The organism is Pseudooceanicola atlanticus (assembly GCF_000768315.1).
Classification (GTDB): domain Bacteria; phylum Pseudomonadota; class Alphaproteobacteria; order Rhodobacterales; family Rhodobacteraceae; genus Pseudooceanicola; species Pseudooceanicola atlanticus.
This window is the reverse complement of sequence record NZ_AQQX01000004.1, coordinates 225,231-240,423: the sequence shown is the minus strand read 5'-3', so window position 1 is coordinate 240,423 and position 15,193 is coordinate 225,231. Positions and strand designations below refer to the sequence as shown.

The 15,193-nt window shown below is 67.0% G+C and carries 11 protein-coding genes; 8 read left to right on the top strand and 3 right to left on the bottom strand.

The window, feature by feature from the left end; all coding sequences use genetic code 11:
- Positions 1–98 precede the first annotated feature (98 nt).
- The 8 genes from ATO9_RS12270 (at position 99) to ATO9_RS12235 (ending at position 10,281) form a co-directional block, all read left to right on the top strand.
- Positions 99–473 (top strand): DUF3467 domain-containing protein, encoded by a 375-nt coding sequence (locus tag ATO9_RS12270; protein WP_081979553.1) that lies wholly within the window; start codon positions 99–101, stop codon positions 471–473.
- A 24-nt stretch (positions 474–497) separates the two neighbouring features.
- Complete coding sequence (locus tag ATO9_RS12265) at positions 498–2,330, top strand: efflux RND transporter periplasmic adaptor subunit (RefSeq protein WP_043749241.1); 1,833 nt, start codon at positions 498–500, stop codon at positions 2,328–2,330.
- Between the two features lie 7 nt (positions 2,331–2,337).
- Positions 2,338–4,485, top strand: a complete 2,148-nt coding sequence (locus ATO9_RS12260) for an HlyD family secretion protein (RefSeq protein WP_043749238.1) — start codon at positions 2,338–2,340, stop codon at positions 4,483–4,485.
- The gene (locus tag ATO9_RS12255; protein ID WP_043749236.1) at positions 4,478–6,466 is read left to right on the top strand and encodes a preprotein translocase subunit SecA; all 1,989 of its coding nucleotides are present in this window, start codon (positions 4,478–4,480) and stop codon (positions 6,464–6,466) included. Before ATO9_RS12260 ends, ATO9_RS12255 begins: the two co-directional genes overlap by 8 nt.
- Positions 6,463–7,254: an efflux RND transporter periplasmic adaptor subunit gene (locus ATO9_RS12250; RefSeq protein ID WP_052418279.1), complete on the top strand. Its 792-nt coding sequence runs from the start codon at positions 6,463–6,465 to the stop codon at positions 7,252–7,254. The genes ATO9_RS12255 and ATO9_RS12250 overlap by 4 nt, the downstream gene beginning before the upstream one ends.
- Before the next feature lie 91 nt (positions 7,255–7,345).
- Positions 7,346–8,638 carry an adenylosuccinate synthase gene (locus ATO9_RS12245; protein WP_043749232.1) on the top strand — a complete coding sequence of 431 codons (1,293 nt, stop codon included), beginning with the start codon at positions 7,346–7,348 and terminating at the stop codon, positions 8,636–8,638.
- A gap of 121 nt (positions 8,639–8,759) precedes the next feature.
- Positions 8,760–8,990 (top strand): DUF2842 domain-containing protein, encoded by a 231-nt coding sequence (locus tag ATO9_RS12240; protein WP_043749228.1) that lies wholly within the window; start codon positions 8,760–8,762, stop codon positions 8,988–8,990.
- A gap of 85 nt (positions 8,991–9,075) precedes the next feature.
- Entirely contained in the window at positions 9,076–10,281 is a 1,206-nt protein-coding gene (locus ATO9_RS12235; protein WP_043749225.1) for a multidrug effflux MFS transporter, read from the top strand.
- A 143-nt stretch (positions 10,282–10,424) separates the two neighbouring features.
- Here ATO9_RS12235 and ATO9_RS12230 read toward each other — a convergent pair whose 3' ends face one another.
- The 3 genes from ATO9_RS12230 to ATO9_RS12220 form a co-directional block, all read right to left on the bottom strand.
- Positions 10,425–11,219, bottom strand: coding sequence for a class I SAM-dependent DNA methyltransferase (locus tag ATO9_RS12230; RefSeq protein ID WP_202902134.1), 795 nt, complete (start codon positions 11,217–11,219; stop codon positions 10,425–10,427).
- Positions 11,220–11,341: 122 nt separating this feature from the next.
- The gene (locus ATO9_RS12225) at positions 11,342–14,506 is read right to left on the bottom strand and encodes a valine--tRNA ligase (protein ID WP_043749223.1); all 3,165 of its coding nucleotides are present in this window, start codon (positions 14,504–14,506) and stop codon (positions 11,342–11,344) included.
- A gap of 160 nt (positions 14,507–14,666) precedes the next feature.
- The gene (locus ATO9_RS12220) at positions 14,667–15,101 is read right to left on the bottom strand and encodes an Lrp/AsnC family transcriptional regulator (protein ID WP_043749221.1); all 435 of its coding nucleotides are present in this window, start codon (positions 15,099–15,101) and stop codon (positions 14,667–14,669) included.
- Positions 15,102–15,193 lie beyond the last annotated feature (92 nt).

Here is a 15,193-nt window from a genome sequence, read left to right as displayed (position 1 = left end):
TTCGCCCAACTGGTTGAGTTTTAATCACAACATTGGTCCTAGGGGCGCCGGAAACGGCGCTCCGTTCGGGACACAAGGACTTAGAACGGAGGAAGACAATGTCTGACAAGAGCACCGATACCGAGAAGACCGCAGAGGCCACCGCCGCAGAGGTCGGCCAACCCGCGGCACCGGTGGTCAACTGGGACGACAGCCAGATGCGCACCACCTATGCCAACGTGGTGAACGCGGCCTCCACCCGCGAAGAGGTGACGCTGTTCTTCGGCACCAACCAGACCTGGAACCCGACCGCCGCCAAGACCTTCGACGTGAAGCTGGAAGAGCGGGTCGTGCTGAACCCCCATGCGGCCAAGCGCCTGTTCGTGCTGATGGGCGCGGTTCTGGCGCAGTACGAAAAGCGGTTCGGCGAGATCAAGCTGGAAGGCCTGCAGGCGGCGGCTGCCGCGGCGAAGGCCAACGGCAAGGAAAACTGATCCCCAACAACGGCAGGGTGATCCATGGCCGATAGCCGAGATCAGGCCGGGCCGGGTCAGGGCGCCGAGGTTTCCGTACTGGACCAGGCGCTGTGGTCGCGGTTTTCCGAAGATCGGGACCTGCGCGATTTCGCGCGGGTCTGGCTTGCCTTGCAGATCCGGGACCTGGGCGCGCTGGATTGCGCCGCGCTGGTGCTGGAGACCGGGCAGGGCATGATCCCCGTGGCCACATGGCCCAAGGACTACCGCCCCAGCCCCGAGATCGCGGATGCGGTCGAAGAAGCGCTGGACAAGAGCCGCGACGTGGTGATCGAGGGCCGGATCCTCGTCAAGACGCTGATCGTCGATGGCGAGGTGATGGGCGCGGCGGCGTTTCAGTTTCCGGTCGCGCAACCCGATCCCGGCCGCATCTTTCGCACGCTGAGCTGGGGCGCGGGGTGGATCACCTCGGCCATCCGGCGGGATCTGTCGCTGTCGGACAAGCTGGAACGCGAGAAACAGGCGGCGGTTCTGGACGTGCTGGGCGCGGCGCTGGACGCTGCCGATACCCGCGCGGCCGCAATTGCCGCCGTGACCCAACTGGCCCGGCGGCTGGACTGTTCGCAGGTCGCCGTCGGCTTCCTGAAGCGGCGCCGGGTGCGGCTGGAGGCCGTGTCGGACGTGGCCGATTTCCGGATGGACAGCCTCTATTCCGAAAAGCTGGCCCAGGCGATGGCGGAGGCGACGGACCAGGAAGGCACCGTGCTGCACCCCCGCCGCGAGGGCATGGCCTATGCGGTGACGACGCTGCATGCGGAGCTGGCGCGGATGAAGGCCACGGGCGACCTGCTGACCGTGCCGCTTTTCGTGCGTGAGCGGATCATGGGGGCGCTGCATCTCGAGAAACGCCCCGGAGAGACATTCGAGGACCTCGACCTGATGATCGCGGAGGCCGTGGGCGCCGCGCTGGCCCCGCTGCTGGACGAAAAGCGGCGGGCGGACCGGTCGGCCCTGCGGATCGGGGCGGCCTCGCTCTGGCGGCAGGTGAAACGGCTGCTTGGCCCCGGCTATATCGGGCGCAAGCTGGTGGCGCTGGCGCTGATCGCGATCGTTGCCTTCTTTGCCATCGCGCGGGGCGATTACCGGGTTTCCGCGGAATCCGAGGTGCAGGGGCTGGTCGTGCGGTCGCTGGTCTCGCCCTTCGACGGGCATATCGCCGAACAATATGTCAGGGCGGGCGACGTCATCCGCGAAGGCGAACCGCTGGCCCGGCTGGACGAGCGCGACCTTCAGATCGAGCTGCTGCGCTGGCGCACCGATCTGAGCCGGTTCGAGGGCGAATATGACCGCGCGCTTGGCGAGCGGAACGCGGCTGCGGCGCGGATCGCCTCGGCCGAGATCGAGCAGGCGCGCTCAAAGGCGGCGCTGGTGGAACGGCAGATTGCCCGCTCGGCCCTGATCGCGCCGTTTGATGCGCTGGTGATCGAGGGCGATCTGAGCCAGTCCATCGGCCGGGCCGTGCGCCGGGGCGAGGAGCTGTTCCAGATCGCGCCGCTGGAAAGCTACCGGGTGGCGTTGGAGGTCGAGGAAATCCAGCTGGATGATATCCGGATCGGCCAGACCGGCACGCTGGTCCTGTCCTCGCTGCCCGACCAGGGCTATGCGATCGAGGTCACGCGGATCACCCCGCGGCTGGAGGCCAATGACGGGCGCAATGTCGCGATGGTCGAAGGGCAGCTTCTGGACAGCAGCCCGCAGATCCGGCCGGGCATGCGCGGGGTCGCCAAGGTGGATGTCGAGGAACGTCTGCTGATCCAGGTCTGGGCGCAGCCGATCATCGACTGGATCCGCCTGGCCCTGTGGCGCTGGACGCCCTGAGCGCGCCATGGCCACGAGTTTCGAAAGCCAGAGCTGGTATCGCGCCGCCCATCTGCGCCCCGTCCTGCCGCGCCGGGCCGAGGTCACCCGGCAGATGTTCCGCGGCCAGGTCTGGTATGTCATACGCGACCCGCTGACCGGCAAGTTCACCCGGATTTCCGAGGCGGGGCATTGGCTGATCGCGCAGATGGATGGCCGCCGCACCCTGGGCGAGGTCTGGGATGCGGCCTGTGCGGAACTGGGCGATGCCGCGCCCGCACAGGACGAAATGCTGGCGCTGATCTCGCAATTGGCGGCGCTGGACCTGTTGCACACGAATGGGCTGCCCGATGTCGACGCGATGTCGGAACGCGCTGGCAAGGTGCGGCGGAAGACGCTTCTGTCGCGGTTCCTGAACCCGTTGGCCGTGCGGTTTCCGCTGTTCGATCCCAATGCGCTTCTGGATGCGCTCTGGCCCTTTGCGCGGCCCTTCTTCGGGGTGATCGGCGGGCTGGCCTACCTGGCGCTGCTGATCTCGGGCGGGGTCGCGGCGGGCCGGAACTGGGACGCGCTGACCGGCAACCTGATCGACCGGGTGCTGGCGACCGAGAGCCTAGTCCTGCTGGTGCTGGTCTATCCGCTGGTCAAGCTGTGTCACGAGCTGGGCCATGGCTTTGCCGTCAAGAAATGGGGCGGGGAGGTCCGCGAGGTCGGGGTGATGATGCTGGTCTTCATCCCGGTGCCTTACGTCGATGCCTCGGCCTCGGCGGCGTTTACCAGCAAGTGGCGGCGCATCTTCGTGTCGGGCGCGGGGATCCTGGTCGAACTGGGCCTGTCGGCGGCAGCGATGCTGCTGTGGACGCAGATGGAGGACGGGCTGGCGCGGGCCGCGATGTTCAACGTCATGCTGATCGGCGGCGTGTCGACGTTGCTGTTCAACGGCAACCCGCTGTTGCGCTTCGACGGCTATTTCGTGTTCTCGGACCTGCTGGAGATCCCCAACCTGTCGATGCGGTCGAACCGGTTCATCGGCTACCTGATCCAGCGCTACCTGTTCGGCAATGCCAAGGCGAAATCGCCGGTGCGCGCGCGGGGCGAGCGGTTCTGGTTCTTCACCTATTCCATCGCGGCCTTCTGCTACAGGCTGTTGATTTCGCTGACCATCGTGATGGTCGTGGCGACGCGGTTCTTCGCGCTTGGCGCGCTTTTGGCGATGTGGTCGGTGACCCTGATCTTCATCGTGCCGATCCTGAAACACCTGCGGTTCGTCGCCACCAGCGACAGCCTGCGCGGCATCCGGCACCGGGCAATCGCGGTGGTCGCCGTGATCTGCCTGCTGCTGGTGGGGGGCTTGGGCTTCCTGCCGGTGCCTTACCGCACGGTCGCGCAGGGGGTCGTCTATGCGCCCTACGAGGCGACGGTCCACGCCACCGAACCCGGAGAGGTCGCGGCGGTGCTGAGCGATCCCGGCGCGAGGCTGGCCGCGGGCGCCCCGATCCTGACGATCACCGACCCGCTGGCCGAGGCGCGGCTGGAGGCGGCAGAGGCGGAGGCGCGGAAATACCGGCTGCGCTATGAGCAGGCGCTGAGCGAAAGCGCCTATGACATGCGGCTTTGGCGGGCGCAGGCGGCACGGGCGGACCAGGAGGCGCAATCGCTGCGCGACCGTCTTGCCTCGATGACATTGCATGCGCCGCGTGACGGTCTGTTCGTGATGCCGGGGGCCGCCGACCTGGAGGGCGCGTATCTGAGCCGTGGCGACGTGGTGGGCTACCTGGTCGATCCGGAGGACCTGATCGTGCGCGTGGCGGTACATCAGGACCAGGCGGATCTGATCCGGTCGCGTAGCCGGTCGCTGGCCCTGCGCACGGCCGATGACCTGGACGCCGTCGTGCCGGCGCGGATCGTGAGGGAGGTCCCGACGCTGGGCCAGCGCATCGCCTCGCGCGCGCTGACCATGGAAGGGGGCGGGCGCTTTGCGGTCGATCCCGAACGGGGGCCGGAGCCCCATACGCTGGAGCCGATCCTGCAATTCGACGTGGCCCCCGAGACCCCGCTGCGCGAGGCCGAGATCGGCATGCGCGTGCATGTGCGGATCGATCACGGAGACGAGCCGATTGCGACGCGGGTCTATCGCCGGGTGCGGCAGGTCTTCCTGAGGCGGTTCAATGTCTGACGCCGCAACGCCCCCCCAGCTGTCGGGCCGCGCCGCACAGGTGCCGCGTCTGCGGGAACTGCGTCAGATGGCCCAGGCCGAAAGCGGCGTGCGGCCCGTGGACTGGCGCTACCACCTGACCGCGATGAGCGAGACGGCCATCGCGCCGCTGCGGGACCCGCTGTCGCGGATGCGCCTGCGGCTGGCGGCGGCCCGCGTGATGCGCATCGTGCGACGTACCCAGGGGCGCAGCCTGGAGGACCTGCAGGCCGAGCTGGAGCGCATCCGGCCGCGCCTGCGCCGGGATCGCGTGATGCGCCGGCACAGCCTTCGCGCGCTTGGCCTGATCGCCGCCATCTGCCGCGAGGTGCAGGGGCTGACCCCGTTTCGGACCCAGGTGATGGGCGCGCTGGCCATCTGTTCGGGCCGTTTGGTCGAGATGGAGACCGGGTCGGGCAAGACCCTGACCGCGGCCCTGGCGGCCGGGTTGGCCGGGCTGTCGGGCGAGGACGTTCACGTGGTGACGGCCAATGATTACCTGGCTGAACGCGACCATGCGCTGTTTGCCGATTTCTTTGCCGCCCTGGGGCTGAGTACCGGGCTGATCGTGCACCATGTCCCGCCGCAGACCCGGGCACCGGCCTACCGGGCGCGGGTGCTCTATGCGTCGAACAAGGACATCGCCTTTGACTACCTGCGCAACCGGATCACGCTGGGCGGTGCGCAGGGGTCGGTCCGGTTGTCGCTGGAAACGGTGCACGCGGCGCAGGCACGGGCGGCGTCGCTGACGATGAACGGGCTGCCCTTCGCCATCGTGGACGAGGCGGATTCGGTTCTGATCGACGAATGCCGCACGCCTCTGATCATCTCCGAAACCGCGGAGGCGGACCCGGATTGGGCGCATCAGGCCATTGCCCTGGCCGAGCCCCTGAAGGAGGGGCGCGATTACACGGTCGACGACCAGCGCCGCGTTCTGGACCTGACCCCGCGCGGCGAGGCGCGGCTGGCCGATGCGGGAGAGGAGTTGGGCGGCATCTGGCGCAACTCCGTCCGGCGCAACCATGCCGCCGTGCAGGCGCTGAGTGCGCGGCACCTGTTCGTGCGGGACGAACATTACATCCTGCGGGACGGCAAGGTGGCGCTGATCGACGAGTTTACCGGCCGGGTGGCCGAGGACCGCGCGCTTGGCGACGGTCTCCAGCAGATCGTCGAGGCGCGCGAGGGCGTCGAGGTGACCGGGCGGCGGGTGACACGCGGGCGGATGACCTATCAGCGGTTCTTCCGCCGTTATCGCAAGCTGGCGGGCATGACGGGCACGGCGAAGGAGGTCGCGGGCGAGTTTCGCGCGGTCTACGGGTTGCGTGTACTGGCCCTGCCGCCGCCGAAACGGTCGCGCCGCAAATACCTGCGGCCGCGGATTTTCAAGGACCAGGAACGCAAGTGGCAGGCGGTGGCGAAGCGTGCGGGCCAGATCGCGGGGCAGGGGCGGCCCGTCCTGCTGGCGACGCGCACGATCCGCGCCAGCACGGAGCTGGACCGCCACCTGCGCGAGGCGGGGCTGGAGCCCGCGCTGCTGAATGCCGCCCAAGATGCGGACGAGGCCGAGGTGATCGCCCAGGCCGGGCAGGCGGGGCGGATCACGCTTGCCACCAACATGGCCGGGCGCGGCGTGGACATCATGCTGGACGAGACAGTGCGGCAGGCCGGCGGGTTGCACGTCATCCTGACCGAGGTGAACGAGGCCGGCCGGATCGACCGCCAGGTGCTGGGCCGCTGCGCGCGCCAGGGCGACCCGGGATCGTGCGAGATCATGGTGGCGCGGGATGACGGGATCATCGACAAGTTCGGCTCGCGCCGCACGCGGTCAATGCTGGGCGATTGGCGTGGCGTCGGCAAGGCGCAGAAACGCGCGGAGCGGTTGATGGCCCGGGCGCGGCTGGACCTGTTGCGCTTTGACCTGCAAAGGGATGGATTTCTGGGATTCCTGGGAGGATCGGAATGAGACATGTGACCCTGGCGGTTCTGATTGGCACACTGTCCACGGCGGCCGCCGCGCAGGACATGGTCGATTGCGTGCTGGAGCCCGCATCCCGCGTGACGATCACGTCGAGCGCCGAAGGGGTCATCCGCGATCTGCCGGTGCGGCGCGGCGACATGGTGGACCGCGGTGACCTGCTGCTGCGGCTCGATACCGAGGTGGAGGAGCTTCAGCTGGAACTGGCGCGCACCCGTGCGGGCTCGGATGTCGACGTGCGGGCCCAGCAGACCCGGCTGTCGCTGCGGGAGCGGGAGTTTGAACGGGTCAAGCGGCTGTCGGACCGCAATGTCGCCGCGACCTCGGCCCTGGAAGATGCGGAGATCGAGCTGGCCCTGACACAGCTGGCGCTGGAACAGGCGGAGTTCGACCGGCAGCTGGCCGGGATCGAGGTGCGCCAGGCCGAGGCGCTGCTGGCACGCCGATCGGTGCTGAGCCCTGTCTCCGGGCTGGTCGTCGCGGTCGATGCCTCGGCCGGGGAATATGCCTCGGAACAGAGCGAACTGATGGAGATCATCGAAACGGATCCCGTCAACGTGGAGGTATTCGCCCCTGGCCGCCTGTTCGGCGACATCGCCGTGGGCGACAGCTACGAGGTCACGCTGAAGCCGCCGCTGGAGGGCTCGTTCCCCGCCGAAGTCGTTGTCGTGGATCGCTTCTTCGATGCGGCCAGCGGCACGTTCGGCGTGCGGCTGGAGGTCGAAAATCCGGGCGGAGAGGTGCCGACGGGCGCGCGCTGCCGGATCGCCTTCTGACTCATTCGTCGCGGGTCGGAGAATTCGGTTTCGGTTCCCGGCGGCTTTGGCTAAAAGGGCGCGGGTTTGACCTGAGCCGGAGGGAAGTGCCATGGCCAATGTCGTAGTCGTCGGTGCCCAGTGGGGTGACGAAGGAAAAGGCAAGATCGTCGATTGGCTGTCTGAACGGGCCGATGTGGTGGTCCGATTCCAGGGCGGTCATAATGCCGGGCATACGCTTGTCATCGACGGCAAGGTCTACAAGCTGCATGCGCTGCCCTCGGGCGTTGTGCGCGGCGGCAAGCTGTCGGTCATCGGAAATGGCGTGGTGCTGGACCCCTGGCACCTGGTCAAGGAAATCGAGACCGTGCGCGAACAGGGCGTCGAGATCAGCCCCGAAACGCTGATGATCGCCGAGAACACCCCGCTGATCCTGCCGATCCACGGCGAACTGGATCGCGGTCGCGAGAACCAGAATTCCGTCGCCAAGATCGGCACGACGGGCCGTGGCATCGGCCCGGCCTACGAGGACAAGGTGGGTCGCCGGGCGATCCGTGTCGCCGACCTGGCCGATGATGCGACGCTGGTGACCCGCGTCGACCGTCTGCTGGTGCATCACAACGCGCTGCGCGCCGGCCTGGGCCTGGAGCAGATCGACGCCGAGGCGCTGCTGGCGCAGCTGCGCGAGATCGCGCCGCAGATCCTGCCCTATGCGGCCCCGGTCTGGAAGGTGATGAACGAGAAGCGCAAGGCGGGCAAACGCATCCTTTTCGAAGGGGCGCAGGGCGCGCTGCTGGACATCGATTTCGGCACCTATCCCTTTGTTACCTCGTCGAACGTGATCGCGGGGCAGGCGGCGACCGGGACCGGGATTGGCCCGGGTGCGATCGACTTCGTGCTGGGGATCGTGAAGGCCTATACCACCCGCGTGGGCGAGGGCCCGTTCCCGACCGAGCTGCATGACGAGGACGGTGAGCGGCTGGGCACGCGCGGCCACGAATTCGGCACCACGACGGGCCGCAAGCGGCGCTGTGGCTGGTTCGATGCGGCGCTGCTGCGCCAGACCTGCGCGACATCGGGGGTCAACGGCATCGCGCTGACCAAGCTGGACGTGCTGGACGGGTTCGAAACGCTGAAGATCTGCGTGGGCTACGATCTGGACGGCCAGCGGCTGGATTATCTGCCGACGGCGGCAGATCAGCAGGCCCGCTGCACCCCGATCTACGAGGAAATGCCCGGCTGGTCCGACAGCACCGAAGGCGCGCGCAGCTGGGCCGATCTGCCGGCCAACGCGATCAAGTACGTGCGCCGGGTCGAAGAGCTGATCGAATGCCCGGTCGCGTTGTTGTCGACGAGCCCGGAGCGCGAGGACACGATCCTGGTCACCGACCCCTTCGCGGATTGATCCGGCAAGGATGTGAAGCCCTCGGCCGCCTTGACGGGCGGCCCTGCGGGCTATGTTTCGACACGACGATGCCGGGGCGGGCGGACCTGCCCCGGACCTGCAGGACCGGAAGGGAGCCCCCATGGCGCTGAGTTACAAGGCAAGACGTCGCTGGTCGCTGGTGATCCTGTTGCTGGGCCTGCCGCTATACATCGTGGTTGCCGTGACCGTGATGACCTGGCTGGACCGTCCGCCGCTGTGGCTGGAACTGCTGGTCTACATCGTTCTGGGTGTCCTTTGGGCGATCCCGTTCCGCTTTGTTTTCAAGGGTGTGGGCAAGGCCGACCCCGAGGCGGAAGAGCCCGAAGCCTAGGCCCGAAACCCCCGGTTTGCAGAATACCTGTTTGCCATTTGCATAGTTTCCGGGTCAGATGAGCGGGACTTTTTGGAAACGTTTCATGCTTCGTCCCGCCTCTTCGGCTCCGCATCTTCTGACATTGATCCTTCTGACCGGGAATTCGGTCCTGACGCTGAACATGTTTCTGCCGTCGCTGGCCCATATGGCCGAGGATTTCGAGGTCTCCTACGGGGTGATGAGCATCGCGGTCGGGGCCTACCTGCTGATGACGGCGGTGACCCAGTTGCTGATGGGGCCGCTGTCGGATCGCTACGGGCGGCGTCCGGTGATCCTGTGGGGGCTGGGCATCTTCACCCTGGCCTCGGTGGTCTGCGCGGTGACGTCGGACATCACGGTGTTCCTGGTCGCGCGGATGTTCCAGAGCGCCTCGGCCACCGGCATGGCGCTGAGCCGGGCGATCGTGCGGGACCAGTATGACGACCGGGAATCGGCCTCAAAGATGGCGACGGTGGCAATGATCATGGCCATCGCCCCGATGCTGGGGCCCAGTATCGGCGGGCTTATGGATGCGGCCTTTGGCTGGCGGGCGAATTTCGTGCTGTATGCGCTGTCGGGTCTGGCCCTGCTGGTTCTGTGCTATGTCGATCTGGGCGAGACGAACCAGAACCAGTCCACCGATTTCGGGTCGCAATTCCGCGAATATCCGGAGCTTGTGACCTCGCGCCGGTTCTGGGGCTATGCGCTGTGCGCGGCGTTTTCGGTGTCGACCTTCCACATCTTCGTGTCGGGCGCGCCGCTGGTCGTGTCGGCGGCCTTCGAGATGGGCACCGCGGAACTGGGCGCCTATATGGGCACGATCACGCTGGGCTTCATCATCGGCTCTGCGATCTCCAGCCGGATTTCGCGGCATTTCCAGTTGAGTACGATGATGATCGTGGGGCGGATCGTGGCAGTGACCGGCCTAGGGCTGGCGGCGGCGTTGATCCTGATGGGCTACCTGTCGATCCCGCTGTTCTTCGGGGCGATGGTGTTGTCGGGGGCAGGCAATGGCATGACGACACCCAATGCCAATGTCGGGGTCATGTCGATCCGGCCGCATATCGCGGGCTCGGCCTCTGGCCTGTCCTCGGCCTTGATCGTGTTCGTGGGCGCATTGACCACGACGGTGACCGGCGCGGTCGTCAATATCGAGACGGGCGCCTTCATGCTGCCCTTCCTGATGTGCCTGGCCAGCGTCATAGGCCTTGTGGCGGCGCTGAGCGTGCGGGCCATCGACATGCGCGAGGGGCGTGCCGTCGGGGCCTGAGGTCAGGCGGCGGCCATGTCTTCGCCATCCTCGGCATGTCGTGGCAGGGGGGCGTTTTTCACGGCGTGCACGACGAAGCCCTCGATCGGGGCGTCGCGGTCCATCCGCAGGGTGGCGCGGGTGAGCGTGGCGGTGAACCCGGCCTAATCCAGCAGGTCCCGAAGCCCCTTTTCCGAATGGGCAAAGCGACGGCTGGGGCGCAGGTGATAGGGCTCTGGCCCGTCATGCGCCTCGACCGTGAAGGCGAAGCGGCCCCCGGGGCGCAAGGCGGCAGAGACCCAGGCGGTGATCCGTTCCAGTGCGCCGAGATAGGCAAAGACATCGGCGGCGGTGACCAGGTCCCAGGTGGCGTCGACGGGGGCGAGGGCCGACAGGTCGCGCTTGTCCAGGTGGTCATAGAGCGCCTTGGCCTCGGCCTCTCGCAACATTTCGGCCGAGATGTCCCAGCCTTCGAGATAGGTGCAGAGGGGGCGGAGTTCGGCCCCCATCAGCCCCGTGCCGCACCCGAGGTCGAGCACGCGGCCCTGCGGACCGTTCAGCCCGGCGCGGAGGAGTTGCGGCGCGCGATAGTCCAGCCGGTCGACCAGCGCGGTGTCGAAACTGGCCGCGTATTGATCGAAGAGGGTTTCCACGAAGGCCGTGGGCACGGTATCGCCCAGGGCACGGTCGCGCAGCATATCACGGCGCAGGGCCGCGCCCAGACGGTCGGCGGGGTCGCTGGCGATGGCGCGCTCGAAGGCCTCTGCCGCACCGGGAAGGCCATGATCGGCCCGCAGGACGCCCAGGCGGTACCAGCCGGCGGCCCAATCGGGGGCGAGGTCCAGCGCCTGGAGATAGAGATCGCAGGCCGCGGCGGGATCGTCGGTGGCAAGCGCCTCTGCGTAATAGGCGCGGCGGTCGGCGATCAGGTCGCCGGAGGACATCTGAAGCGGAATCATGGAAGGCCCGGAGGAGGCCGGACACAGGCATCCGGCCTGCGCCATTTACGCCTGCGCGCGGCAAAGTCAATCGGGCATGAAAACGGGGCGGCGAGACGTGCCGCCCCGGTCATGGTCAGTCGTCAGCCCAGTTCGGCCATGCGGTCGAGGGCGGCCTTCAGCTTGGCCTCTTCGTCCTTGCGCGCGGCGAGGTTGTCGCGGGTTTCGGCCACGACATCCTCGGGTGCGCTTTCGGCGAATTTGGGGTTCTTCAGGCGTCCCTCGAGCCCGCCGATCTCCTTGGCGAGCTTCTGCAGGGATTTCTCGAGCCGGGCCTTTTCCTCGCTCACATCGATGATGTCGGCGAGAGGCAGGCCGAAGGTCGCGCCCTCGGCGGCGACGGTGATGCAGCCCTTGGGGAAGCTTTCCACCCAGGTCAGGCTGTCAACGCGCGCGAGCCGCTTGATCAGCGTTTCGTTGCGGGCCCAGGCACCCTGTTCCGTCTCGCTCCAGTCGGTGACGACAAGGGGGACGTGCAGGCCGGCGGGGACATGCATCTGGGCGCGGGCCGAGCGGATGTCCTCGATCAGGGAGATCACCCAGTTCATCTCGCGATCCGCTTCGCTGTCGATCAGGTCGGACCCGTAGGTCGGCCAGTCGGCATGGATCAGCATCTTGGCGCGGTCACCGGTTTCGGACCACAGTTCCTCGGTGATGAAGGGCATGATCGGATGCAGCAGGATCAGGCATTGATCCAGCACCCAGCCCATGACGGCGCGGGTTTCCTCGCGTTCGGGGGCGGTGTCGTTCAGCAGCGGCTTGGCAAATTCGACATACCAGTCGCAGACCTTGCCCCAGACGAAGCGATAGAGCGCGGCGGCGGCATCGTCGAAGCGATAGGCGGCCAAGGCCGCATCGACGGTTTCGCGGATACGGGCGGTTTCGCCGATGATCCACTTGTTCACCGTCGCTTCGGCCTTGGGAATGTCGGCAGAGGGCGCGCCGGTCAGGTAGACGCCGTTCATCTCGGCAAAGCGGGTGGCGTTCCAGAGCTTGGTGCCGAAGTTCCGGTAGCCGGCGATCCGCTGCATGTCGAGCTTGAGGACGCCCCCCAGCGAGGCCATCGCCGCATTGGTGAAGCGCAGCGCGTCGGCGCCGTATTCGTCAACGATATCAAGCGGGTCGATGACGTTGCCGATGGTCTTGGACATCTTCTTGCCCTTGGCGTCGCGGACGAGGCCATGCAGGTAGACGTCGTGGAACGGGATGTCGTCGACCACGGCCAGCTGCATCATCATCATCCGGGCGACCCAGAAGAAGAGGATATCCTGACCGGTGATCAGCACGGAGGTCGGGAAGTATTTCGCCAGTTCCGGGGTCTGTTCGGGCCAGCCCAGCGTGCCGATTGGCCAGAGCCCGGACGAGAACCAGGTGTCCAGCACGTCGGTGTCGCGCCAGACCGGGTAGACGACCTTGGTCGGGTCCTGTGTGGCGGTGTATTCGGCCAGCGACGCGGCCAGCACCGACATCGCCTCGTCGCGGTCGGCGACCTCGGTCACGATGGCGTGGTTCAGCGGCGTCGGCAGGCGGTTCAGCACATCGTTGAACTGGCCGGTGACGGCGTCGAAATCATGGGCGCAATGCAGCCGGTCGGTGCCGGGCGCGAGTTCCTGCGCGGACAGCAGGCGGGTCAGTTCGACCAGGTCCAGCGCGCCGTCGGCCTCGTCATCGCGGAAACCGTGGCGGGCCAGGTCGAACCCGTACCAGACCGGCACACGGTGCCCCCACCACAGCTGACGCGAGATGCACCAGGGCTCGATATTCTCGAGCCAGTGGAAATAGGTTTTCTCGCCGCTTTCGGGCATGATGCGGACGCGGCCGTCGCGCACGGCATCGAGGGCAGGGCCGACGATCTTTTCCGCATCGACGAACCACTGGTCGGTCAGCATCGGTTCGATGACCACCTTGGAGCGGTCGCCGAAGGGCTGCATGATCGGCTTGGCCTCGACCAGCGGGACGGGGAAGGGGGCCTCGTCCGTGACGGGGGCGTCGTCGTCCTTCTTCTTCTTGGGGGCGTTGCCAAGGCGCGGGTCGTCGGGGCGCGTCATGACGGCCAGGCCTTCGGCGGTGATCTCTTCGACGACCTTGGCACGGGCCTCGAACCGGTCGAGGCCGCGCAGGTGGTCCGGCACCAGGTTCAGGGTGTCGACCTCGGCCTCGGTGAACTCGGCGCCGTTGGCGATCTCCTGCGCGCGGGCGGCGCAGGTGGCGTAATCGTTGCCGTCGTCGCGCATGTGCGCCTTCGGGTCCATCAGGCGGTACATCGGGATATTGCCGCGCTTGGCCACCTGGTAGTCGTTGAAATCATGCGCGCCGGTGATCTTCACCGCGCCCGAACCGAAATCCTTGTCCGGGTATTCGTCGGTGATGATCGGGATCAGGCGGCGATGTTCCTTGGGCCCGACAGGGATTTCGCACAGCTTGCCGACGATCGGGGCGTAGCGTTCATCCGAGGGGTGCACGGCCACCGCGCCGTCGCCCAGCATGGTTTCGGGCCGGGTCGTGGCGATGGAGATGTAGTCGCGCTCTTCTTCCAGCACGACATTGCCGTCCTCGTCCTTCTCGACATAGGTGTAGGTCGCACCGCCGGCGAGCGGGTACTTAAAGTGCCACATGTGGCCCGCCGTCTCGATATTCTCGACCTCGAGATCCGAGATCGCGGTTTCGAAATGCGGGTCCCAGTTCACCAGCCGCTTGCCGCGATAGATCAGGCCCTTGTCGAACATGTCGACGAAGACCTTGATGACGGCGTCGTGGAAATTCGGCGCGTCGCTGTCGCGGTCCGGGTCGCCCTGGGCGCCGCCCATGGTAAAGGCCTCGCGCGACCAGTCGGCGGAGGCGCCGATGCGTTTGAGCTGGCCGATGATGGTGCCGCGGGTCTTCACCTTCTGCTGCCAGACGCGTTCGATGAACTTCTCGCGGCCCATTTCGGTGCGCGAGGGTTCCTGGTTCGCGGCCATCTCGCGTTCGGTCACCATCTGGGTGGCGATGCCCGCATGGTCGGTACCGGGCTGCCAGAGCGTGTCGTAGCCCTGCATCCGCTTCCACCGGATCAGGATGTCCTGCAACGTGTTGTTGAAGGCGTGCCCCATATGCAGAGAGCCCGTCACGTTGGGCGGCGGGATCATGATGCTGAAGCATTCCGGGCGGGAGGCATTGGCGCCGGCCTTGAAGGCGCCGCTCTCTTCCCAGGCCTTGTAGATCCGGTCTTCGGCCTCGGCCGCGTTGAAGGTTTTTTCCATCGCCATGATCGTCGCCCTTGCTTGGTCCGGATTGTTGGTCCGGCAAGGGCATACCCAATCCCGCGGGCGAGGGAAAGTGCGCTTCGCGTGTGGGGTGTGTCAGGATGGGGTATGGGGCGCCTTGGGGGCTGGTTGGTTTGGGCTTCGTGGTCGCGCAGTGTCCGGCTCAGCCCCGCCGGTCGAGCTTGGTCGACAGGTGGATCAGGCTCTCTGTCGACCGGACGCCACGGGCCGCGACGATGCGGTCGAGCGCGTCATTGATCGCCTCGGTCGTGGCCGAGGACATCTGCACCATCAGGTCGTAGCGGCCCGAGGTGGTGTGCACCGCGTCGACCTCGGTCATGGCAGAGAGACGTTTCAGCACCTCGGGTTCCGAGCGCGGTTCCAGCGTCAGCAGGACGGTGGCGCGGACGGCGGGGCGCGCGGCGGCGCCAAGGCGCAGGGTGTAGCCCTCGATGATGCCGGCGCGTTCCATCCGCTCAAGCCTCGCCTGCACGGTCGAGCGCGCGAGGCCCAGCTGACGCCCGAGTTCCGCGACGGAGCGGCGGGCGTCATCGGACAGCGCCTTGAGGATATGCCGGTCGGTTTCGTCGATCTGCATGGTTTCTCCGTCGATATGATCCGAACCTGACTCAGTTTAGGCGGAGTGACGGGTGAAATCGACAGGAATCGCGACCACCATGAAGGGACAGG

What these genes read in the sequence shown, in the direction of transcription:
- ATO9_RS12240 (WP_043749228.1), top strand. Translation starts at nt 8,760, where the DNA reads ATGGCGCTGAGTTACAAGGCAAGACGTCGCTGGTCGCTGGTGATCCTG.
- ATO9_RS12225 (WP_043749223.1), bottom strand. Translation starts at nt 14,506, where the DNA reads ATGGCGATGGAAAAAACCTTCAACGCGGCCGAGGCCGAAGACCGGATC.
- ATO9_RS12270 (WP_081979553.1), top strand. Translation starts at nt 99, where the DNA reads ATGTCTGACAAGAGCACCGATACCGAGAAGACCGCAGAGGCCACCGCC.
- ATO9_RS12250 (WP_052418279.1), top strand. Translation starts at nt 6,463, where the DNA reads ATGAGACATGTGACCCTGGCGGTTCTGATTGGCACACTGTCCACGGCG.
- ATO9_RS12245 (WP_043749232.1), top strand. Translation starts at nt 7,346, where the DNA reads ATGGCCAATGTCGTAGTCGTCGGTGCCCAGTGGGGTGACGAAGGAAAA.
- ATO9_RS12220 (WP_043749221.1), bottom strand. Translation starts at nt 15,101, where the DNA reads ATGCAGATCGACGAAACCGACCGGCATATCCTCAAGGCGCTGTCCGAT.
- ATO9_RS12235 (WP_043749225.1), top strand. Translation starts at nt 9,076, where the DNA reads ATGCTTCGTCCCGCCTCTTCGGCTCCGCATCTTCTGACATTGATCCTT.
- ATO9_RS12260 (WP_043749238.1), top strand. Translation starts at nt 2,338, where the DNA reads ATGGCCACGAGTTTCGAAAGCCAGAGCTGGTATCGCGCCGCCCATCTG.
- ATO9_RS12255 (WP_043749236.1), top strand. Translation starts at nt 4,478, where the DNA reads ATGTCTGACGCCGCAACGCCCCCCCAGCTGTCGGGCCGCGCCGCACAG.
- ATO9_RS12265 (WP_043749241.1), top strand. Translation starts at nt 498, where the DNA reads ATGGCCGATAGCCGAGATCAGGCCGGGCCGGGTCAGGGCGCCGAGGTT.
- ATO9_RS12230 (WP_202902134.1), bottom strand. Translation starts at nt 11,219, where the DNA reads ATGATTCCGCTTCAGATGTCCTCCGGCGACCTGATCGCCGACCGCCGC.